We start from the raw sequence: 22,122 nt of genomic DNA on the forward strand, positions 1-22,122 counted from the left end.
GCTGCTTCCGCAGTGCCCCTCCACCAGCCTGCGGCTGGTCCCCCTCCCCACCCGCGGTGGGGAGGATGAGTCAGGTCAGACGCGGATGAGCGAGACGTCCACGATCGGCTTCTTGCCGGTCCACTCGGTCGCCTTGCGGCGGACCGCGAGGCGGACGGCTTCGCGCAGCTTGGATTCGTCCTTGCCGCCGGCCGAGAGCGCCTTGCCCGCGGCCTCGCTCGCCTCGGCGATGAAGTCGACGCGATCCTCCTCGATCGGCACGCCCTGGAAGGTGATGGCGGGCTTGCCCTTGAGCCGGCCCGACTGATCGATCGCCGCGGCGACCGCGATCACGCCGTTGACCGAGACCTTGCGGCGCTCGTTCATCGTCGTGCCGTCGGCGGGCAGGATCACGTCGCCGTCGAGGATCAGGCGGCCCGACCGCTCGGTGCCGATCTTCTTCGGGCCATCGGGCGCGAGGCGGATCATGTCGCCGTTCATCTGCACGATCGACTTGGGCACGCCGAGGCTGTCGGCGAAGCGCGCCTGCTCGGCCATGTGGCGCATCTCGCCATGGACAGGGAGCACGATCTCGGGACGGATCCAGCGATACATGAGCTCCAGCTCGGGGCGGCCGGGATGGCCCGAGACGTGGACATGCGCCTGGCGATCGGTGACCATCTCGATGCCCTTGCTGGCGAGCATGTTCTGGATACGGGCGATCTGCATCTCGTTGCCGGGGATCTGCTTCGACGAGAAGATCACCGTATCGCCCTTCGAGAGCTTCAGCTGGTGACTGTCGAAGGCGATCCGAGCGAGCGCGGCGCGCGCCTCGCCCTGGCCGCCGGTGGCGACGATCATCACGTCGCGCGGGGGCAGTCGCATCGCGGTGTCGAAATCGATGATCGGCGGGAAATCCTGCAGGTAGCCGACGCTCTTGGCGACCTTGAGGATCCGATCGAGCGAGCGGCCCGCGACGCACAGCTGGCGGTCCGTATCGATCGCGACCTGGCCGAGCGTCTGCAGCCGCGCTGCATTCGAGGCGAAGGTGGTGACGAGCACGCGGCCCGTCGCCTCACGGACGACCGCATCGAGCCCCTCGCGCACCGCGGCCTCCGAGCCGCTGGCGGCATCGTTGAACACGTTGGTGCTATCGCAGACGAGAGCGAGCACGCCCTCGTCGCCGATCGCGGTCAGCTCCTCGGCGGTGGCGGGGGTGCCGAGCAAGGGCTCCTCGTCCAGCTTCCAGTCGCCGGTGTGGAAGATGTTGCCGTAGGGCGTCTCGATCAGCAGCGCATTGCCCTCGGGGATCGAATGGGCAAGCGGGACGTAAGTGAAGCGGAACGGTCCGAGATCGAAGGCGGAATCGCGGGGCACGACATTGAGCTTCACCTGCTTGGTGATGCCCTCTTCCTCCAGCTTGCCGCGGATGAGGCCCGCGGTGAACGGCGTCGCATAGAGCGGAACGCCCAGATCGGCGGCGAGATAGGGGATCGCACCGATATGATCCTCATGCCCGTGCGTCAGCACGATGCCGATCAGATCCTTGCGATTGCGTTCGATGAAATCGAGATCGGGCAGGATCAGATCGATGCCCGGATAGCCCGGATCGGCGAAGGTCAGGCCGAGATCGACCATCACCCATTTGCCCTGGGTGCCGTAAAGATTGACGTTCATCCCGATCTCCCCCGAGCCGCCAAGCGCGAGGAAGAGCAGTTCGTTGCCGGGTTTCGTCATGGGATTCCGATGGATCGTGCGGGCGCATGCCAGACGCGCCTAAGGGGTGCGGCGATCGCCGCTTGTGTCCCGTGTCCATGTAGAGGCTTCGCCCTCCGTCGCAACCCCGCGCAACACTTGTTTTCCTTCCCTATGCGTCAGCGCACTGCCCTTTTGGAGATCGCGCCATGAAAGAACGGCGCTGCGCTCCGGATCGAGATGGCGTCGCGCCCGGACCGCCAAAATTTGCCGAATCTTGCCATTTCGGGAACCAATTAATTCTAAGCTGGTTTACCATCGTGGCTCGTTGTTGCGCCGGACTAGCACTCCGTAGAATCTCCTTGCCCGGTTGTGTGACCAATAGTTCTGCTTGACGTTTAGGTTAAGCAATCTGCGAAGCGGGAATTCGCTGTTCGCAGGCGCAGCATGACTTGCCCCGCCACAGAAGCGAACACGTGAAATCAGAAGATTTTCACGAATCCCGAAAATCTCTACTTGCGCGGCAAACTATGCCCCGCTAGGCGCATCTCACCTCGGGAGCCGCGGCGCCAAGAGGAAGCGAGAATCGGCATTCCATGAGGACGCCGCCGCTAGGAGAGGATGCCGCTTAGACACGAGGAGTAGCCCGGCTGCGGCCGCGCCGGGCTACTGACCTCCCCCGCTTTCGCTGACAGGCTGCACAAGCTACAGGCGCGCGATGATCGCCAAGCCCGCCCGTCCGCTCCCCAAGAGCTTCCACGTCAAATCGTTCGGCTGCCAGATGAACGCCTATGACGGCGCGCGCATGGGCGAATTGCTGGAATCGCAGGGCATGGTCGCGGCCGAGGCGGACGATGCGGATCTCGTCCTGCTCAACACCTGCCATATCCGCGAGCGCGCGGCCGAGAAGGTCTATTCGGACATCGGCCGGCTCGCCAAGCGCGGCAGGGAGGCCGGGCGCGACAAGCCGATGATCGCGGTCGCCGGCTGCGTCGCGCAGGCCGAGGGCGCCGAAATCTCGCGCCGCGCGCCTGCGGTGGACGTGGTCGTCGGCCCGCAGGCCTATCACCGCCTGCCCGAACTGATCGCGCGCGCGGCGACCGGTGGCGAGGCGCTCGATACCGACATGCCCGCAGTCTCCAAATTCGATGCCTTGCCCAAGCGGCGCCGACAGGGACCGAGCGCGTTCCTGACCGTGCAGGAAGGCTGCGACAAATTCTGCACCTATTGCGTCGTGCCCTATACGCGCGGCGCCGAGATTTCGCGGCCCTGGGGCCAGATCATCGACGAGGCGAAGGCGCTGGTGGATGCCGGCGCGCGCGAGATCACCCTGCTCGGCCAGAACGTCAACGCCTGGGCGCATGACGGGCGGGGTCTGCACGACGTGATCGAGGAGCTGGCGAAGATGCCCGCGCTCGCGCGGATCCGCTACATGACGAGCCATCCCAACGACATGGCCGACGGGCTGATCGCCGCGCATCGCGACATCGAGAAACTGATGCCGTTCCTGCACCTGCCCGTGCAATCGGGCAGCGACCGCATCCTGAAGGCGATGAACCGCAGCCATAATGCGGCAAGCTATCTGCGCCTGATCGATCGCGTCCGCGCGGCGCGGCCCGATATCGGCGTGTCGGGCGATTTCATCGTCGGCTTCCCCGGCGAGAGCGACGCGGATTTCGAAGAGACCCTGTCGCTGGTCCGCGCGATCGGGCACGCCTTCGCCTTCTCGTTCAAATATTCGCCGCGCCCGGGCACGCCGGCCGCTTCGATGGCCGAGCAGGTGCCGGCGGCTTTGATGGACGAGCGGCTCCAGCGACTGCAGGCGCTGATCGCCGAGCAGCAATATGCGTTCAACCGCGCGACGCTGGGCAAGAGCTGCGCCGTGCTGATCGAGCGCGACGGCAAGCTCCCCGGCCAGAAGCTGGGCAAATCGCCCTGGCTGCAATCGGTGCTGCTCGACGGCGGCGCGATCGGCGATCTGGTCGAGGTGGAGATCATACAGGCCGGGCCGAACAGCCTGCAGGGCAGCGCGAAGATACTGGCGGCGGCATAACGCATATCTTCCCCACGGAACGTGGGGAGGGGACCGTCCGCACGACGGTGGAAGGGAAAAATCCTGCCCTCAAGTCCAGACCCCTCCACCATGCTGCGCCCTTCGACGCCGCCTGCGGCGTCGCTCAGGACAGGCATGGCCCCCTCCCCAGCTGCGAGAGGGAGGATGAGTCCTCGCCTTGACTCCGCACGCTCCGAGCTAGAACATAAAGGGAACATGCATGCGCGAGTCGCCTTCCCTTCCGCCCGCTCCGGGCCTGCAATTGTCCGCCTCGCCGCTGACGGCGGAGCCTTGTGTCCGCTTCGCTCTGGGTTCTCCGCCGCTGGATGCGATGCTGGGTGGCGGGCTCCAGCGCGGCCAGCTCCACGAAGTGCATGCAGCCTCGGACGAGGATCTGGCGAGCATGGCCGGCTTCGCCCTGATGCTGGCGCTGCGTGCCGGCGGGCGGACCGGTCATATCGTTTGGCTGGCGGAGGCGAAACGCGGCGATGGCCTGCTGCACGGCCCGGGCGTGGTGGAGCTGGGGGCGGATCCGGCGCGCTTGCTGTTCGTGACGGTGCGCGACGAGAAGAGCTTGCTGAAGGCCGCGGCCGACGTGGTGCGTTCGCCCGCAGCCGGCACGGCAGTGATCGCGCCGGGGCCGCGCCCGCGCCATTTGGATCTCACCGCGACGCGGCGGCTGATGCTGTTCGCCGAGCGATCGGGCGTCACGGTGCTGCTGCTGCGCGGGCTGGGCGAGGAGATGCCCTCGGCGGCGGCGACGCGCTGGCGAGTCGCCGCCGCACCCTCGACGCCGCTGGAAGCGGACGCGCCCGGTGCGCCGGCCTTCGCGGTGGATCTCGTCAAACGGCGCGGCGGCGTGCCTTCGCCCGGCTGGCGGCTGGAATGGGATCGTGACGCCGCCAGCTTCCGGCCCGCGCCGCTATCTAGCACTGTGGCTGCCGATGATGGCGAGCGACGCGTGGCGGTCGCGTAACGTCCCATTCCTCCCCGGCACGGGGAGGGATACCATCCGTAGGATGGTGGAGGGGTATCCCGGCCCGCACGGCAACGCGCCCTCTCAACCGCAACACCCCTCCACCACCGGCTGCGGCGGCAGTCTCCCTCCCCCTGCGGGGAAGGAATTGACGGTCTTCACCGAGAAACAGGCCAATGCCGTCCGCCTGACCGCGCTGAGCCGCGAAGCCTTGGCGGCCGGGCTCACCACGGGCCTCACGCTCGCCGATGCCCGCGCGCGCCTGCCCGGCCTCGTCGCGATCGAACGCGACCATACCGCCGAGGCGCGCCTGCTAGCGCGCGCGGTCGAGGCGTGCCGCGCCTACAGCCCGGTGGTGGCGCCCGCGCCGTCCGACGGCATCGTCCTCGACATTGCCGGCTGCACGCATGCCTATGGCAGCGAGGACGGGCTCGTCGCCGATCTCGCGCGTCGCTTGCGCCGGCAAGGCCTCACGCTGCGCCTCGGCCTCGGCGACACGCCCGAGGCGGCGCGCGCCCGCGCCCGGTTCGGCGCTGGTCCGGAAGCGGACCTGCTCGCGCTCCCGGTCGAGGCGCTGGAGGCCTCGCCCGAAATCACGCTTGCGCTGCGTCGCGCGGGGCTCAAGCGGATCATGGATCTCGCCTGCCGCCCGCGGCGGATGCTGGCCGCGCGCTTCGGCGATCTCGCGCTGCGGCTCGGCCGGCTGCTGGGCGAGGAGGATCGCCGGATCACGCCCGAGCGGCTGATCGATCCCGTCTTCGGCTTGCGCCGCTTCGCCGAGCCGATCGGCCGCGTCGAGGACGGGCTCGCCTGCCTGGCGGACCTGCTGGCCGAGGCCGGCGCGACCCTGCTGGAGCGGCACGAGGGCGGGCGCCGCTTCGTCGCGCGCTTCTTCCGCAGCGACGGCGCGGTCCCCGGGCTGGTCGTGGAGACGGGGCGGCCGGTGCGCGATCCGGGAATCGTCATGCGCCTGTTCCGCGAGCGGCTGGAGGCGCTTGCCGACCCGATCGATCCGGGCTTCGGTTTCGATTGCATCCGCCTCGACGTGCCCGTGACCGAGCCGCTCGCCCCCGCACAGGATGGGCTGGGCGGCGAAGATCGGGCGGCAGCCCCGCTCGCCGAACTCGTCGATCGGCTCGTCGCGCGGCTGGGTGCCGACCGGATCGCGCGCGTCGCGCCGCTCGACAGCCACATTCCCGAATGCGCGGTGGCGATCGTCCCGGCTGCGACCGAACCGCACTGGCCCGCCCCTTTCCCCGACGACCCGCCGCTTCGGCCGTTGCGCCTGCTCGATCCGCCGCAACCGATCGAGGTGACCTATGGCTTGCCCGAAGGCCCGCCGCGCCGCTTCGTCTGGCAGCGGCGCGCGCACGAGGTCGCGCGCTGGGAGGGCCCCGAACGGATCGCCGCCGAATGGTGGCGGCGGCGGATCGGCGCGGAGACGTGGCTGCGCCGCGACGCGGACGACCATCCGCTGCCGCTGCCGCTCTGCGCGAGCGGGCGGACGCGCGATTATTATCGCGTCGAGGACAAGGCCGGGCACCGCTTCTGGCTGTTCCGCCACGGTCTGGCCGGCGGCGAGACGGAGATGCCCGCCTGGTATGTCCACGGGCTGTTCGCGTGATGCGATGGCCGAGACACATCCCGCTCCCCCGCCTTTCGTCGAACTCGTCTCGGCCAGCCACTTCTCCTTCCTCCACGGCGCTAGCCCTGGCGGCGATCTCGTGGGGACTGCCCTCGATCTCGGCTATCCCGGCCTCGGCCTCGCCGACCGCAACACGGTCGCCGGCGTCGTCCGCGCCTGGAAAGCGCTGAAGGACGCGCGGGACGACGCGAAGAAAGCGGGCCTGTCGCTCCAGCCCTTCAGGCTCGCCACCGGCGCGCGGCTCGTCTTTGCCGACGGCACGCCGGACATCGTCGCTTACCCCGAGCATCGGCGCGGCTGGGGGCGGCTTACCCGCCTGCTCTCGACCGGCAATCTCCGCTCGGACAAGGGCGATTGCCTGCTCACAATCGAGGATCTGCTCGCTTATTCGGAGGGGCTGCTGCTGATCGTGCTGCCCGAGAGCAGCCGGCGCGAGGGCGAAGGCGTGGCGCGCAAAGTGCCGACGATCCTGCCGGAAGACAATGATTCACGCGGAGACGCGGAGACGCGGAGAGAAGCAGAGGAAAGGGACGAAGCTTGCTTCGTCCGTTCCGCGCCTCCGCGCCTCCGCGTGAATCCGAATTCCGTTTCCCGCTTTCACGAGAGTGACGATGAAACGCCCAGCAACGTCATCCCTTTCCCCCTGCGCCAGGAGACGGGTCCAGCAAGCCGAAAAGCGCTGTCTCGCACGCTGAAAACGCTCCGCGCCGCCTGCCCCGGCCGCGTCTGGCTCGCTTTGCCCGCCACCGGCTCGGGCACCGACACGCGCCGCCGCGCGCGCCTGCTCGGGATCGCGCGCGCGGCGCAGGTGCCCCCGCTCGCCACCACCGATGCGCTCTACGCGACGCGCGAGAATCGGCCGCTGCAGGACATCCTCACCTGCATCCGCCTCGGCACCACGATCACCGAGGCAGGTCGCCGGCTCGAAGCCAATGCCGAGCGTCACCTCAAATCCGCGGCCGACATGGCCGATCTCTACCGCGACTGTCCGCAGGCGATCGACCAGACGACGCGCCTGCTCGATCGCGTCGGCTTCGATCTCGGCGACCTCAAATATGAATATCCGCACGAGCCGGTGCCCGAAGGCTGGGAGCCGCAGAAGTGGCTCCAGCATCTCGTCGTCGCCGCCGCGCGCAGGCACTGGCCGCAGGGCGTGCCCATCGGGGTGCTCAGGATGCTGGCCGACGAGTTCCGGCTGATCCGCAAGATGGGCTATGCCTATTACTTCCTGACCGTCCACGACATCGTCAGGTTCGCGCGCGAGCAGGATCCGCCGATCCTGTGCCAGGGGCGCGGCTCCGCCGCCAATTCGATGGTCTGCTTCCTGCTCGACGTGACCTCGGTCGATCCCGCCAAGCACCAGTTGCTCTTCTCGCGCTTCATGTCGCCCGACCGCAACGAGCCGCCCGATATCGACGTCGATTTCGAGCACGAACGGCGCGAGGAGGTGATGCAATATATCTACCGCCGCTACGGCCGCGAGCGCGCCGGCATCGTCGCGACCGTCATCCATTATCGCTCGCGATCGGCGGTGCGCGAGGTCGGCAAGGCGCTGGGGCTGACCGACGACGTGACCTCGCGCCTCGTGAGCACCGTGTGGGGCAGCTACTCGACCAAGATGGAGGATAGCCGCTTCCACGAGACCGGCTTCGATCTCGACAATCCGGAGATCGCGCGGCTCAACCATTTCGTCGGGCTGCTGCTGGATGCGCCCTTCCCGCGCCACCTCTCCCAGCATGTCGGCGGCTACGTCCTGTCGCAGGGCCGGCTCGACGAGATCGTGCCCGTCCATCACGCGGCGATGGCGGACCGCACCTTCATCGAATGGGACAAGGACGATATCGATGCGCTGAAGCTGATGAAGGTCGATATCCTCGCGCTCGGCATGCTGACCTGCATCCGCAAGGCCTTTGATCTGATCCGCGATCATGATGGCACGGATTACGACCTGAAATCGGTGCCCGAGGACCAGAGCGACGTTTACGACATGCTCTGCAAGGGCGACAGCATCGGCATCTTCCAGGTCGAGAGCCGCGCGCAGATGAACATGCTGCCCCGGCTGCGTCCGCGCGAACTCTACGATCTCGTCGTCCAGGTCGCGATCGTGCGTCCCGGGCCGATCCAGGGCAATATGGTCCACCCCTATCTGCGCCGGCGTCAGGGGCTCGAGCGGGTCGATTTTCCCTCGCCCGCCCCGCCCCATCCGCGCGACGAGCTCAGGTCCCTGCTCGGCAAGACGCTGGGCGTGCCGCTGTTCCAGGAACAGGCGATGAAGCTCGCGATCGTCGCCGCCGAATTCTCGCCCTCCGAGGCGAACCAGCTGCGCCGCGCGATGGCGACGTTCCGCAATGTCGGCACGATGCCGCTGTTCGAGGAGAAGATGGTCGGCGGCATGACGCGGCGCGGCTATTCCGAGGAATTCGCGCGGCGCTGCTTCGGCCAGATCCAGGGTTTCGGCAGCTACGGCTTCCCCGAAAGTCACGCGCAGAGCTTCGCGATCCTCGTTTACGCCTCGGCCTTTCTCAAGCGCCGCCACCCGGCCGCCTTCTGTGCGGCTCTGCTCAATTCGCAGCCGATGGGCTTCTACGCGCCCGCCCAGATCGTCCGCGATGCGCGCGAGCATGATGTGGAGGTACGCCCGATCGACGTGACCGCGAGCGGGTGGGACAATCGGCTGGAAGTCGGGCCGAACGGCCCCGCGGTGCGGCTGGGCTTTCGCCAGATCGAGGGGTTCAAGGAGGCCTGGGGCAAGGCGATCGAGGCCTCGCTCATCCTCCCCATCGCAGATGGGGAGGGGGACCATGCGAAACATGGTGGAGGGGAAACGTCCACCGCTCGCTATTTCCCCTCCACCGCCTTCGGCGGTCCCCCTCCCCATGCACGGCATGGGGAGGAACTGGAGCGCCTCGCCCGCCTCGTCCCGCCCCGTGCGCTGCGCCTGCTCGCCGATGCGGATGCGTTCCGCGCACTCGATCTCGGCCGGCGCGATGCCTTGTGGGAGGTGCGCCGCACGCCGCAGGATGCGCTGCCGCTGTTCGCCGCCGCCGATGCGCGCGAGCTGGCGGCCGAGGCCGATGCCGCGCTACCCGCCATGCCGCTGTCCGAAGAGGTCGCCGCGGATTATCAGATGACACGGATGTCGCTGAAGGCGCATCCGATGAGCTTCCTGCGCGCGCTGTTCCGGGGCGAGGGCATCCTGAGCGCGGCCGAGCTTTCCGCGCTGCCCGACGGCCGCCCGGCGCGGATGGCGGGGGTCGTCCTCGTCCGCCAGCGCCCGGGCGAGGGCAAGGCGATCTTCGTGACGCTGGAGGACGAGACCGGCGTGACCAACGTGCTGCTGTGGGCGGCCGATTTCGAGAAATATCGCGCGGCGGTGATGGCCTCCCGGCTTATGGAAGTGCGCGGCATCGTCCAGAAGAGCGAGGAAGGCGTCGTCCATCTGATGACCGTCCAGGTCGTCGATCGCACCGCTGAGCTCTCGCGCCTGTCCGCCGATCACCAGACCCGCCAGCCTTTGAGCCGCGCCGACGAATTCGCTCACCCCCAGCATCCGCGTACCAAAGGCCCTCGCGGGGGCCATCCGCGCGACGTGCGCGTGCTGCCCCCGTCGCGCGACTTCCATTGAAAACGCGGTCTAAATTGCCGATATTTCCGTGTCGTGATGAAACATTAACCAAAATCGGCTATGGCGAGGCATGGGTACCAGCGTCGAAATCGAGCGCCTCGCGACGCTTGCCAGTCTCGAAATTCTCGACACGCCGCCCGAGCGCGAATTCGACGAGATCGTGACCCTGGCGCGTCAGCTGCTCGGCGCGGACACCGCGCTGATCTCGCTGATCGACGACCATCGCCAGTGGTTCAAGGCGCGGGATGGCCTCGACGCGCGAGAGACGCCGCGCGAACATGCCTTCTGCGCGCACGCCATCGCCCAGGACGATATTTTCCTGGTGCCCGATGCGACCTGCGACGATCGTTTCGCCGACAATCCGCTCGTCACCGGCGGACCCAATATCCGCTTCTATGCCGGCATGCCGATCAGCGCCAAGCACCCGACCGACGATCAGCGCCTGCCGATCGGAACGCTCTGCATCCTCGGCCCGGAGCCGCGCCGGCTGGGCAAGGCCGAGCAGCGCACGCTGCGCGCCCTCGCCAGGATCACCGAAGCCCTCATCGACGCGCGCACCACCGCGATCGGCGCGACCCGCCTCACGATCGAATATCAGGCGACGCTCGAGCGGCTCGATCGTTCGGATCGCGTGTTCCGCCAGGCCGAACGCATCGCCAATATCGGCAGCTGGCGGCTGAGCCTGATCGACGATTCGGTCATCTGGTCCGACCAGACCTATGCGATTCACGGCCTGTCCTCGTCCGAACACCCTTCGCTCACGGACGCGATGAATTTCTACCCGCCCGAATCCCGGGCCAAGCTGGACGCGGCGATCGCCGACACGATCGCCAGCCACGACTCGTTCGACGTCGAGACCGACTTCGTCACCGCGCGGGACGAGCAGCGCCGCGTGCGTGTCATGGGCGAACTGGAGCTGAAGGAAGGGACACCCGTCGCCCTCGTCGGCGTGTTTCAAGACATCACCGAGCGTCATCTCATGGAGCGAGCGCTGCGCGACATCGCCGAGACGGACGAGCTCACGCGGATCGCCAGCCGCAGCCGTTTCACCGCCTTCATCGATGCCCGCATCGCCGAAGCGCAGGGCACCGGATCGCCGCTCGCCCTGCTGTTGATCGATCTCGATCACTTCAAGGAGGTCAATGATCGCTGCGGCCATGCCGCGGGCGACGATCTGCTCCGGCTGATGGCCAAGCGCCTGCGTGCGCCCTATCTCGAGACCAGCTTCGCCGCTCGGCTGGGCGGCGACGAATTCGTCATGGTCGTGACCTGCCCGCGCGTCCTCGCCGATCTCCCCGCCCTGCTGCGCCGGATGCTCGCCGATCTGCGTCATACGGTCAGCCGCGGCGGCCTGGCGATCCGCGTCTCGGCGACGATCGGCGCGGCGTGGCTGAGCGAAGGCGTCACGACGCGCGGCGAGCTGCTCCAGCACGCCGACGAGGCGCTGTACGCGGCCAAGGAGCGCCAGCGCGGCGCGGCGATGATCGCGGGCCAAGACGAGCTGATCCACCCGCCCCGCCGCAGCCAGCCTCCCCGGACGGGCACGACCGGCTGATCGCCGACGCGCACGATGCTTGCGCGATGCCGCCCCAGCCCATAAGGGGCCAGCACAGTCGGGGAGTGGCGCAGCCTGGTAGCGCATCTGGTTTGGGACCAGAGGGTCGCAGGTTCGAATCCTGTCTCCCCGACCATCATCGTCTTTTCGATTTTTTCGAACCTTCCGGCCGATCTTATCCGGCTGTCTTAGTAAGCGCGCGGCTGGCATTAGCTTTCACGTCCACTAAGGAGCGCGGCGATGGCGAAGGTTCTGGTCCTCTATTATTCCTCTTACGGTCACATCGAAACGATGGCCGGGGCGATCGCCGACGGCGCGCGCTCGGCGGGTGCGACGGTCGATATCAAGCGCGTTCCCGAGACCGTGCCGGAAGACGCCGCAAAGGGCGCGCACTTCAAGCTGGAGCAGTCCGCGCCGATCGCCACCGTCGCCGATCTCGAACATTATGATGCGATCGTCATCGGCGCGCCGACCCGCTTCGGGCGGATGCCGAGCCAGATGGCGGCGTTCCTCGACCAGGCCGGCGGGCTGTGGGCGCGCGGCGCGCTCAACGGCAAGGTCGGCGCCGCCTTCACCTCGACCGCGACCCAGCATGGCGGGCAGGAAGTGACGCTCTTTTCGATCATCACCAACCTGATGCATTTCGGCCTGACGATCGTCGGCCTGCCCTACAGCCATCAGGGCCAGATGACGCTGGACGAGATCGTCGGCGGATCGCCGTACGGCGCGACGACGATCGCGGGCGGCGACGGATCGCGCCAGCCGAGCGCGCTGGATCTGGAAGGCGCGCGCCACCAGGGCCAGAAGGTCGCCGAGGTCGCAACCAAGCTGTTCGGCTGAGCCGCCCCCGCGCGCGGAAGTTGACAAAGTTGACACTACGTCACCCCCCGTACCGGGTCTTCCGGGGGGTGACGGACCCCGCGCCGGCCCGTCCAGACCAGACGTAAGCGCGTGCAAATCCGCGGCGCAGACCGGCAGTGGCGGCGGTGATCGACGGGATGGCGTTCATGGCGTCCGGCTCCGAATCGTGGGCGGACAGACCAAGTCTTACAACAAATCCTACATTGCAAAGCGCGATCGAGCGCCCCGGTTGATCCCGATCGGGCATCCGCCGCGATGCCGCTGCGCCACGCTCCGTCTCGGCCCGGCGCCAATAGCCAAAGGTCGAATTAGGCCCGCTTCGGTACGAACGGTAACCGATCGATAATCACCTAAGCACATCTCGGCCCGAATGAAGGCGCAAGGACTGGAAGCGCGGATGCAGGGCCATATCGAATATCGAAACGACGGTGCGGCGGGCATCGTCCGGATCAAGGGATCCGGTCTCTGGTCGGTCGCGATGATCGAAGAGCATTTCGGCGAACTCAAAGCGATGCTGAGCGCGCTGCGGGAGCAAGGCAAGGCCGTCCGCGTGCTCGTCGATATGAGCGGGGCCGCTGTCCAGCCCCCCGAGGTCGCCGCGGTCATCCGAACCGCGACGCAGGACATTTACGAACCGGGCGACCGGATCGCGATGATCGTCGGCTCGACGCTCGCGAAGATGCAGATGCGCCGCCTCGTCGACAATGACGTGATGAAGCTGTTCGTCTCGGCGCAGGCATCCGAAAACTGGCTTCGCGCCTATGAGCCTGTCGATCGTGCAGAACGGCAGGCGTCGATGGGCGGCCGCCGTTAGGATCGGCGAGGCGCCAACCGCTGCGGCCGATTTCGCGTTCGGCGGAGGCCGCCCGCTTTCGTGGAGCCGCCACTATTACTGAGGGCTCGGGCGCTCCCCACCCCCGCGACGCGCCGTCTCGATAAGGATCGTCGCATAGAGATCGGCCAGGACTTCCTTCTGGCCTTCGCGCGCGAAGATCGCGCCGATCCCGAACAGGAAATCGAAATCCTCCTCGGCCATGTCCGCCCCGTTCGCGGCGAGGAATTCCGCGAGGGTCCGGGCGGTCCCGACCGATCCGATAATGTCGTCGGACAGGTTACGGCCGACCTGATTCATTTTGACGACGAGGCAATCCGACGAAGGATACTCTGACATAGGTCAACTTTCCGCAACGATCCCAGCGCCCTTCCCAGCACCAGGATCGGCCGTCGTGCTTAATTAAACTCTAACGGCGGGGTGGGCCGACCGAGAAGTTTCGCGCTTTTTAGCCGTATCGAGGCTGTGGGCGAAATGGCCGGCGCGCGTTCTGCCGCACCATTTTGACGGCCCGCTTGCCCGCCTCCGCGGTTCCCCATAGACGCCCGACGCGTCCTCCTGCTCGCAGGCAGGAGGCGCGGGCGGAGAGCATGTCGAATGGAAGCGCCGGTCTTCTATGATCCCAGCGGCAAGCGCAGGCGCTGGGCGCTGCGCCTGCTCTGGGCATTCATCGTCATCGTCGCGCTCGCCGCGATCGGCTTCGCGGTCACGATCCTCAACGTTCCCTCGCCCGATCCGCTGAAGCTGGGCATCGAGCGCCAGCAGCCGCGCTCGCTCAACGCGCAGGTCGCGCGTATCCGGCGCAGCGTCGACAAGCGCGTGCGCGGTGTCCAGAACTGGCTGCCCGGCGCGCCGAAGCCGGGTACGGTGCCGCGCGGGCGGCAGACCGTCGTCGGCTTCTACGTGCCGTGGGACGATGCGAGCCGCGCGAGCCTGTCGGCGCATATCGGCGAGATGGACTGGCTCGTACCGGTGCTGGCCAACGTGACCGGCCCCAACCACGATTTCGCCTACAAGCCCGATCTCCGCCTGCGCGCGGTCCTCCAGACCAGCCAGCACCGGCCGATCATCCTGCCGCTCGTGCAGAACGTGTCCGACGAGCAATGGGACGGCGCGGGCATGGCCGCCCTGCTCCACGATCCGGCGCAGCGCGCGCGCTTCCTGGATCGGGTGGCGGCGATGATGCGCGCCGAAAATGCGGGCGGGGTGTGCTTCGACATCGAGGAACTGCCCGAACGCGCGCAGGCCGATTATCGGACCTTGCTCGACGAGGCGAACAAGCGTTTCGGGGCGCTGCTCGTGACCGCCGCCGTGCCGGTGGACGACGACAGCTGGAACCTGAAGGCTTACGCCAAGGTCGCTGACAAGCTCTTCCTGATGGCCTATGACCAGCACGTACCCGGCGGCCCGGCCGGGCCGGTCGCCGCGCAGCCCTGGTTCGTCGAGCGGATCCGACGCAACATCGCGGCGATCGGCCCCGACAAGGCGATCGTCGCGATCGGCAGTTATGCTTATGACTGGCCCGACGGCGGCACCAACGCCGATACGATGACCGACGAGCGCGCCTGGCTGATCGCGCACGACAACAATGTCGTGACGCACTTCGATGCCGCGAGCGGCAACGCGACCTTCGATTATCACGACGATGACGGCACGCTGCGCCACGTGTGGATGCTGGACGCGGCGAGCGGCTGGAACCAGATGCTCGCCACCAAGATGGCGGGCGCGTTCGGCGTGGCGTTGTGGCGGCTTGGCGGCGAGGACCCGGGCATATGGGACGCGTTCGCGGCGCTGCGCCGCGGCAATCGTCCGCCGGGCTTCGGCCAGGTCGTTTCGATCGGCAATACCGACGTGCAGGGCAATGGCGAGGTGCTGCGCATCGCCGCCGTGCCGACGCCCGGCTTCCGAACGGCCACAGCCGACGACAAGGGCCTGATCCGCGACGAACATTACAGCGCCTACCCCACACCTTATGTCGTCGCTCGGACCGGCTACAAATCCAAGCAGATCGCGCTGACCTTCGACGACGGGCCGGATGCGGTGTGGACGCCGCAGATCCTGGACATCCTCGAGGCCAAGAAGGTGCCCGCGACCTTCTTCGTCGTCGGCGAGAATGCGCTCGCCCACCCCTTCCTGCTCGACCGGATCCTCGCCGGCGGCTCCGAGATCGGCAACCACACCTACACGCATCCCAATCTCGCGCTCGTCAGCCAGCGCGGCACGCGGATCGAACTCAACACGACGCAGCGGCTGCTGGAGGCCTATACCGGGCGATCGATGCGGCTGTTCCGCGCGCCCTATTTCGGCGACGCCGAGCCGACCACGGTCGACGAACTGGGGCCCGCCCTGCTCGCGCAGAAGCAGGGCTATGCGATCGTCGGCCTCCACGCCGACAGCGAGGACTGGACCCGCCCCGGCGTGCAGGCGATCATCGACAATACGATCGAGGCGGTCGAGAGCGGCGAGGACGAGGCCAAGAACGGCGATCCCAACAAATCCGCCAACGTCGTGCTGCTCCACGATTCGGGCGGCGACCGCGCGCAGACCGTGGCGGCGCTGCCCGCGATCATCGATGGGCTGCGCGCGCGCGGCTACACGCTCGTCCCCGTCTCGCAGCTCGCCGGGCTCACGCGCGCGCAGGTCAATCCGACGATTTCGGGCAGCGACCTGATCGCGGTGCGCTTCGATGTCGCGATCTTCCTCGTGCTGGCCGGGCTCAACGCGACGCTCAAATTCCTGTTCTTCGTCGCGATCTTCGTCGGCACGTTTCGCGCGATCCTGCTCGCCTTCCTCGCGGTGCGCTCCAATGCGAAGGCCAATCGGCCGGTGCCGCCCGAGATCGATCCCGAGCGCTTCGTCTCCGTGCTGATCCCCGCCTTCAACGAGGCGCGCGTGATCGAGGCATCGGTGCGGCGCGTGCTGGAGAGCGAGCAGATCGGGCTGGAGGTGATCGTCATCGACGACGGATCGACCGACGGCACGAGCGCGATCGTGGAGGCGGCTTTCGCCGGCGATCCGCGGGTGCGGCTGCTGACGCTGGCCAATGGCGGCAAGGCGCGCGCGCTCAATCGCGGCCTGGAGCTGGCGACCGGCGAGATCATCGTCGCGCTGGACGCGGACACGCAGTTCGAGCCGCTGACGATGGCGCGGCTGTCGCGCTGGTTCGCGGATCCGGCGCTCGGCGCGGTCGCGGGCAATGCCAAGGTCGGCAACCGGATCAACATCGTCACGCGCTGGCAGGCGGTGGAATATGTGACCGCGCAAAATCTGGAGCGGCGCGCGCTGTCCCGATTCGACGCGATCACGGTGGTGCCGGGCGCGGTCGGCGCGTGGCGCAGGTCCGCGCTCGACAGCGTCGGCGGATATCCGCACGACACGCTCGCCGAGGATCAGGATCTGACGATCGCCATCCAGCGCCACGGCTGGCACGTCCGCTACGATATCGATGCGGTCGCCTGGACCGAGGCACCCGAAAGCTTCGGCGCGCTCGCCAAGCAGCGTTTCCGCTGGGCGTTCGGCACGCTGCAATGTCTGTGGAAGCATCGCCGCATCCTGGTCGAGCGCAAGCCGGCCGGCCTCGCGCTCGTCGGCATCCCCCAGGCGTGGCTGTTCCAGATCGGCTTCGCCTTGATCTCGCCGCTGATCGATCTCGCGCTCGGTATCTCGATCGTGTCCACCTTCCTGCGCGTGCAGCAACATGGCTGGGCGCAGACGCAATCGGACGTGCTGCGCATGGGCGTCTACTGGATCGGCTTCACCGCGATCGACGCGATCTGCGGCTGGATCGCCTATCGGCTGGAAGGGCGCGAGAAGCGCTTCCCGCTGTTCCTGCTGCTCGCCCAGCGCTTCGTCTATCGCCAGATCATGTATTCGGTGGTGGTGCGCGCGGTGGCGGCGGCGATCCGGGGCCCGTGGGTCGGCTGGGGCAAGCTCGAACGATCGGGCCGGGTGACCTCATCGAGTTGAGGCGACGGAAATCCGCCGCGCGATCATGGTTAAATCGCCGGTAACCGCCAGTTTTTACCCGCCGGTAAGGCTCCGCGCGCCATATGGTCTCGACCACAAGGAGGGTCGAGTAATGGCGCAGCGCAAATACAAGACGGAATGGACCGAGCAGCAGGGCAACGCGCCCGTGGCCGCCGCGCGCGATGGCGCGATGTCCGTCCAGTCGCCCGCGCGCCTGCTCCAGCAGATGCTCGACGAGCGCAACGCGCAGCTGCTCGAGCCGCAGGTCGATCGCTGGTCGCAGCGCCGCGCGGTGGCCTTCATGGCGGCGAGCGCCAGCGCCTTGTGGCTCGCCATCCTGGCGGCGGGCACGCAGATCGCGAAGTTCGTCGCCTGAGGCGCGCCGTCACCCGGCGAAAGCCGGGGTGACGATCATTTCAGACCGACCGACCCCGGATCGACCGTATCGGCGGCGATCCTTTCCATGAGGATGCCTTTCGCCGCGAGCCCCGCGGCGAATGTCTTCGCGTCGCCGACCACGGCGAGGCTCGCGGCGGCGGGATCCAGATGGGCAGCCGCCGCAGCCCTGAGCGCGGCGGGCGTCACCGCCTCGATCCGGCCGGCATAGAGACCCATTTCGGCAAGCGGGACATCTTCCGCGATCAGCCCGGCCGCCGCGCCCGCGAGCCCGTCGGTCGTCTCGATCCCCTCGCCGAAACCGCCGATGAGCGTCGCCTTGCGCGCGGCGAGCTCGGCCTGCGGCACCTCCTCGCGGCCGAGCCGAGTCATCTCGTCGCGCATCAGACCGATCACCTCGGGCACCGACGCATTCTTGGTCTGGGTGCTCGCCGCGAACGGACCCGGCATGCGTCCGGCGGCGAGCCGGCTGCCCGCGCCATAAGCGAGCCCGCGCCGGATGCGGACCTCGAGATTGAGCCGCGACGAATAGCCCCCGCCCAGCACCGCATTGGCGACGAGCAACGGATAATAAGCGCGATCGGTGCGCGTCAGCGTCGGCCGGACCAAAGTCACCGCCGCCTGCGGCACGCCCGGCATGTCGAGAAGAATCGCGCGCGGCTTGGGCAGAGCCGCCGACGCGAGCGATGCGGCGGGCATGGTCGGCGCGGTCCAGTCGCCGAACAGGCTCTGCGCGAGCGCACGCCCGGCAGCGGGCGTCACGTCGCCTGCGAGCACGAGCGTGGCGGAGGCTGGCGACCAGATCGCGCGATAGCCCGCGGTCATGTCGGCGCGGGTGAGCGCGGCGAGCGTCTTCGGCGTTCCCGCCTCGGGCTTGCCGTAAGGCGCCGCGCCGAAGGCGGCGCGCGTCGCGACGAGGCTGGCGAGCGTCGCCGGGCGCTTCATCGCGACCGTGAGATCGTCAAGCGCCTCGCTGCGCGCGCGATCCAGCTCATCGGCGGCGAAGACCGGGTTGCGCGCGGCATCGGCGAGGATCGCCATCGCCGGCTGGAGCCGATCGCTGCGCGCGGTCATCGATACGGTGGCGGCATCGCGCGACGCATCGGCCGAGATCGAGGCGCCGAGCGACTCGATCGCATCGGCGAATTGCGTCGCACTGCGCGTCGGCGTGCCCTTGGTCATCAGATCGGCGACGAGCTCGGCGCGGCCGAGCCTGGCCTCCGGATCCTCGGCCGAGCCGTGCGGCGAGACGAGCAAGGCGGTGACGATCGGCAGATCGTGCCGCTCGAGCACGACGATGCGCAGGCCGTTGGCCAGCTTCTGCTCGCTCGCGACGGGGACCGCGGGCGACACTGCAGCACCCGGCGCAGGGGGTGCTGCGCGCTCGGTGGCGCCGAGCGCGGTGACGATCGGCACGTTTGCGGGCGTCGCGAGCGGCGCGGTCACGACACCGGACGCAAGCGCGATCGGATCGCGGTCCGTCGCCCCTTTGGCCGGAGCGCCGTAACGGATCGCGACCGCGCGATCGTCGGGCAGCAGGCGCCGCGCGACGCGCTGGACGTCGGCCGCGGTCACGGCCTGGATCGCGGCGAGCCGGCGATCGGCCGCATTCGGATCGCCCTCGATGATCACGCCTTCGGCAACGAGCGAGGCGCGCCCCTCGGCGGTCTCGCGCTCGCGCAGCGCCGAGGTGACGACGAGGTTCTTGACCCGATCGAGCTCCGCGGCGCTCACCGGCCGATCGCGCAGCAGGGCGATCTCGCGCCGCAGCCCTGCCTCGACCATATCCGCATTCTTGCCGCCGGCGACGATCGCATAAGCGGTGAAGAGCCCCGGCCCCTTCTTGAAATCGGTCTCGACATCGGCCTCGCTCGCGACGCGATCGCGATAGACGAGCGATTGGTACAGACGCGAGCTTTCGCCGCCCGAGAGCAGCCCGTCGATCATGTTCGCCGCGGCATGATCGGCATCGCTGCTCGGCGGAAGCAGCCAGGACAAGGTGACCGCCGGCAGGGGCGTGTTCGCCGCGGTCACCGTGAAGCGCGCGGGCGCGGTGCGGGCGGGTTCGGCGACGGCGACGCGCGGGATCGGCCGATCGGGCCGCTTGATGACGCCGAGATAGCGATCGACCCACTGGTTCAGCTTGGCCGGATCGAAATTGCCCGAGACGACGAGCACGGCATTGTCGGGCCGATAATAAGTCGCGTGGAAGGCGCGGACATCCTCGACGCTCGCCGAATCGAGATCGGCGATGCTGCCGATGCCGGGCCGCGCATAAGGATGGACGCGATAATTGGCGGTCGGCAGATCGTGGCCGAACAGCTGGCCATAAGGCCGCGCGAGCCCGCTGCGCAGCTCCTCCTCGACGACGAGGCGCTCGGCAGCGAAGGTCGGCTGGTCGATGACGAGCCCGCCGAGCCGCTCGCCCTCGGCCCAGATCAGCCGCTCCAGATGGTTGGCGGGCGCGGTCTCGTGATATTCGGTATAATCGTCGTCGGTGGAGGCATTGTTGGCGCCGCCGACATCCTCGGTCAGCCGATCGAGCATCTCCGACGGCATATTGCGCGTCGCCTTGAACATCAGATGCTCGAAGAGATGCGCGAAGCCGGAGCGGCCGCGCGGATCGTCCTTGGATCCGACATCGTACCAGATCTGCACCGAGACGGTCGTCCCCGTCTTGTCGGGCATCGCATAGACGCGCAGCCCGTTGGGAAGCGTGCGCGCGGTGAAGGCGAGCGGCGGCACCGCGACCGGGGCGGCGGTGACGGGGCTCATCGCCGTGGCGGCGAGGAGGACGGCGGGCAGGAGAAAGAAGCGCATGGGGATTCGTCTAGCAGATCGCGATGAACCGCACCGGGCCAGGATCACCGCAACCCCGGAACCGCGCACGTCCGTCGCGCCCCGTCCGCGATCCGGTAGAGCCGCGCGAAGCCGCCGTCCGCGACAGGCGCGATCCGGCCGCCGAACGTGCGCAGCAGACCTGCGCGATTCGGCAGGTCGGCGTTGAGCACGAGCACGAAATCGAAGCAGGGCCAGTTCATCAGATAGGGATAAAACGTCGCATCGGGCGAGGTCGGCGTGAGCGCACCGAGCCGATCGACCGTCGCGAGCGTGCCCTCGCGCACGGCGATGCGATCATAAGGCGGTCTGACCGAAACCACCTGTTTGCCGGCATAAGCGAAGAGCGTCGGCAAGAAGGCATGGCGCCCGGGCACGGCGAGCAGCGGCAGGTGCAGATAGGTGGGCAGGGGTCCGAGAGCGCGGCCGATCGGCAGGCCGGTATAGGGAACCAGCTGCGGCTGTTGATCCAGCGGCAGGATCCGCGCGCCCTGTGGCACCTGCGCGAGCATGGCAGCGACCGATGCCGCGTCGCTTTGCCGCGCGATCCAGACGCGGCCGATATCCGCCGTCCTGAGCGCGACCGCCGCCAGCGCCAGCGCGGCGCCCCCCGACGTGGCGCGTCGCCCCCAGCCGACGCCGGGCAGCACCGCCGCGATCCAGGTAAGCCACGCCATTTCGGCCAAGCGCAGCATCAACTGCCCCGTATCGAAAGCGATCTGCGGCACGACGAGCGTCCCCCCGGCCAGCAGAGCCGCGGCGATTGCGAGGCCCGCATGGACGCGCAGCGCATCGCTCGCCCGCGCGATCAGGATCGTACCCCAGAGCAGGGCGACCAGAACGGTGCCGATCGACCCACCATAGCCCTGCATCGGTGAGAACAAGGCTTCGATGCGAAACGGCCAGGGCAGCCACGTCGGCGCGGCCGACGCGCCGCCGGGATGTCGCGCGACCAGCCAGAACAGGATCACCACCGCTATTGCGGGGAGCACGGCGCGAATCGCGCGCCCGACCGGGATCAGCAGCGATCTTGCGCGAAACCGATCCGGAAGATCGGGCCCGAGCGCCAACCCGCCTAGCAGGGCCGCATGAAACCCCAAGCCGAAGGGGTGCGTCACCAGTAGCAGGATCGCCCAGCCGATACGGAAGGCGATGCGGCCGGGCGCGCCGGTCAGACGCGCATCGATCGCCGCACCGATCAAGGCAAGCCCGCAGCCGATCTGGAAATTGAGGAAGCCCAGCAGCAGCGGCGCGCCCCAGGCGGGGAGCAAGGCGAAGAGATGCCACCAGCTCCATCGCCTGAACGCAGCGCGCCCCAGCATCGCCGCGCCGATCGCGGGCAGCAGCAGCGCCGCGATCAGCAGCGCCGGCCCGAGCAGCCCGATGGGAACGACGCGGCCGATGGTGATCGCGATCAGATCGATCAGGATGTTGGTGCCGCTCGCGCTCCAGTCGATCGCGTAAATGGCCGGAAACGACGCCTCGCTGGCGCCGCCCGCGAGCAGCCAGAGCCGCGCGAGATGGTTGGGATAATCCAGCACGAGCGGCATCGGCACGGCGAGGATCGGGATCGCGGCAATCGCGCAGGCGGCGGCAAGCGCGCACAGCCAGCCTGTCCCCCGTTCGTCCTCAGCCTGCCGAAGCATCGCCTTCCCCCTGCGACGAGGTTTAAGGACGGGCTGCGCTTCGACAAGCTCCACG

13 protein-coding genes and 1 tRNA gene are annotated in these 22,122 nt (G+C 68.2%); 10 read left to right on the plus strand and 4 right to left on the minus strand.

Annotated features, from left to right (window positions below):
* Positions 1-75 precede the first annotated feature (75 nt).
* On the minus strand, positions 76-1,716 hold the full coding sequence (locus Q4F19_RS18990; RefSeq protein WP_303546019.1) for a ribonuclease J: 1,641 nt from the start codon (positions 1,714-1,716) through the stop codon (positions 76-78).
* 676 nt (positions 1,717-2,392) lie between these two features.
* Between Q4F19_RS18990 and miaB the strand changes: the two genes are divergently transcribed.
* The 8 genes from miaB to Q4F19_RS19030 all read left to right on the plus strand — a co-directional run bounded on the left by miaB (position 2,393) and on the right by Q4F19_RS19030 (position 13,203).
* Positions 2,393-3,727, plus strand: coding sequence for a tRNA (N6-isopentenyl adenosine(37)-C2)-methylthiotransferase MiaB (miaB, locus tag Q4F19_RS18995; RefSeq protein ID WP_303546021.1), 1,335 nt, complete (start codon positions 2,393-2,395; stop codon positions 3,725-3,727).
* 220 nt (positions 3,728-3,947) lie between these two features.
* Positions 3,948-4,703 carry an ImuA family protein gene (locus Q4F19_RS19000; protein ID WP_303546023.1) on the plus strand — a complete coding sequence of 252 codons (756 nt, stop codon included), beginning with the start codon at positions 3,948-3,950 and terminating at the stop codon, positions 4,701-4,703.
* A gap of 148 nt (positions 4,704-4,851) precedes the next feature.
* Positions 4,852-6,327, plus strand: a complete 1,476-nt coding sequence (locus Q4F19_RS19005; RefSeq protein WP_303546024.1) for a Y-family DNA polymerase — start codon at positions 4,852-4,854, stop codon at positions 6,325-6,327.
* 4 nt (positions 6,328-6,331) lie between these two features.
* A complete protein-coding gene (locus Q4F19_RS19010) occupies positions 6,332-9,973 on the plus strand; it encodes an error-prone DNA polymerase (RefSeq protein ID WP_303546027.1) in 3,642 nt (1,213 codons plus the stop codon).
* 70 nt (positions 9,974-10,043) lie between these two features.
* Positions 10,044-11,528, plus strand: a complete 1,485-nt coding sequence (locus tag Q4F19_RS19015; protein WP_303546029.1) for a diguanylate cyclase domain-containing protein — start codon at positions 10,044-10,046, stop codon at positions 11,526-11,528.
* 59 nt (positions 11,529-11,587) lie between these two features.
* Positions 11,588-11,664: transfer RNA gene (locus Q4F19_RS19020), tRNA-Pro, on the plus strand.
* Positions 11,665-11,768: 104 nt separating this feature from the next.
* On the plus strand, positions 11,769-12,368 hold the full coding sequence (gene wrbA, locus Q4F19_RS19025) for an NAD(P)H:quinone oxidoreductase (protein ID WP_303546031.1): 600 nt from the start codon (positions 11,769-11,771) through the stop codon (positions 12,366-12,368).
* 391 nt (positions 12,369-12,759) lie between these two features.
* The gene (locus Q4F19_RS19030; protein ID WP_303546033.1) at positions 12,760-13,203 is read left to right on the plus strand and encodes a hypothetical protein; all 444 of its coding nucleotides are present in this window, start codon (positions 12,760-12,762) and stop codon (positions 13,201-13,203) included.
* A gap of 75 nt (positions 13,204-13,278) precedes the next feature.
* Here the strand turns inward: Q4F19_RS19030 and Q4F19_RS19035 are convergent, their stop codons facing one another.
* Positions 13,279-13,560, minus strand: coding sequence for a hypothetical protein (locus Q4F19_RS19035; protein ID WP_303546035.1), 282 nt, complete (start codon positions 13,558-13,560; stop codon positions 13,279-13,281).
* Positions 13,561-13,818: 258 nt separating this feature from the next.
* On the opposite strand from Q4F19_RS19035, the gene Q4F19_RS19040 reads away from it, so the two are divergent.
* A complete protein-coding gene (locus tag Q4F19_RS19040) occupies positions 13,819-17,187 on the plus strand; it encodes a glycosyltransferase (RefSeq protein ID WP_303546037.1) in 3,369 nt (1,122 codons plus the stop codon).
* A gap of 112 nt (positions 17,188-17,299) precedes the next feature.
* Entirely contained in the window at positions 17,300-17,563 is a 264-nt protein-coding gene (locus Q4F19_RS19045) for a hypothetical protein (protein ID WP_303546039.1), read from the plus strand.
* 35 nt (positions 17,564-17,598) lie between these two features.
* On the opposite strand, the gene Q4F19_RS19050 is transcribed toward Q4F19_RS19045, so the two are convergent.
* Both Q4F19_RS19050 and Q4F19_RS19055 read right to left on the minus strand, forming a co-directional pair.
* The gene (locus Q4F19_RS19050; RefSeq protein WP_303546041.1) at positions 17,599-20,403 is read right to left on the minus strand and encodes a M16 family metallopeptidase; all 2,805 of its coding nucleotides are present in this window, start codon (positions 20,401-20,403) and stop codon (positions 17,599-17,601) included.
* A gap of 44 nt (positions 20,404-20,447) precedes the next feature.
* Positions 20,448-22,067, minus strand: coding sequence for a hypothetical protein (locus Q4F19_RS19055; protein ID WP_303546043.1), 1,620 nt, complete (start codon positions 22,065-22,067; stop codon positions 20,448-20,450).
* Between the last annotated feature and the right edge of the window lie 55 nt (positions 22,068-22,122).

The organism is Sphingomonas natans (assembly GCF_030546695.1).
GTDB classification, from domain to species: domain Bacteria; phylum Pseudomonadota; class Alphaproteobacteria; order Sphingomonadales; family Sphingomonadaceae; genus Sphingomonas_I; species Sphingomonas_I natans.

Excerpts from the sequence above, each read along its gene's own strand:
- Q4F19_RS18990 (WP_303546019.1), bottom strand. The coding sequence starts at position 1,716 with ATGACGAAACCCGGCAACGAACTGCTCTTCCTCGCGCTTGGCGGCTCG.
- miaB (WP_303546021.1), top strand. The coding sequence starts at position 2,393 with ATGATCGCCAAGCCCGCCCGTCCGCTCCCCAAGAGCTTCCACGTCAAA.
- Q4F19_RS19000 (WP_303546023.1), top strand. The coding sequence starts at position 3,948 with ATGCGCGAGTCGCCTTCCCTTCCGCCCGCTCCGGGCCTGCAATTGTCC.
- Q4F19_RS19010 (WP_303546027.1), top strand. The coding sequence starts at position 6,332 with ATGGCCGAGACACATCCCGCTCCCCCGCCTTTCGTCGAACTCGTCTCG.
- Q4F19_RS19015 (WP_303546029.1), top strand. The coding sequence starts at position 10,044 with ATGGGTACCAGCGTCGAAATCGAGCGCCTCGCGACGCTTGCCAGTCTC.
- wrbA (WP_303546031.1), top strand. The coding sequence starts at position 11,769 with ATGGCGAAGGTTCTGGTCCTCTATTATTCCTCTTACGGTCACATCGAA.
- Q4F19_RS19030 (WP_303546033.1), top strand. The coding sequence starts at position 12,760 with ATGAAGGCGCAAGGACTGGAAGCGCGGATGCAGGGCCATATCGAATAT.
- Q4F19_RS19035 (WP_303546035.1), bottom strand. The coding sequence starts at position 13,560 with ATGTCAGAGTATCCTTCGTCGGATTGCCTCGTCGTCAAAATGAATCAG.
- Q4F19_RS19040 (WP_303546037.1), top strand. The coding sequence starts at position 13,819 with ATGGAAGCGCCGGTCTTCTATGATCCCAGCGGCAAGCGCAGGCGCTGG.
- Q4F19_RS19045 (WP_303546039.1), top strand. The coding sequence starts at position 17,300 with ATGGCGCAGCGCAAATACAAGACGGAATGGACCGAGCAGCAGGGCAAC.
- Q4F19_RS19050 (WP_303546041.1), bottom strand. The coding sequence starts at position 20,403 with ATGCGCTTCTTTCTCCTGCCCGCCGTCCTCCTCGCCGCCACGGCGATG.
- Q4F19_RS19055 (WP_303546043.1), bottom strand. The coding sequence starts at position 22,067 with ATGCTTCGGCAGGCTGAGGACGAACGGGGGACAGGCTGGCTGTGCGCG.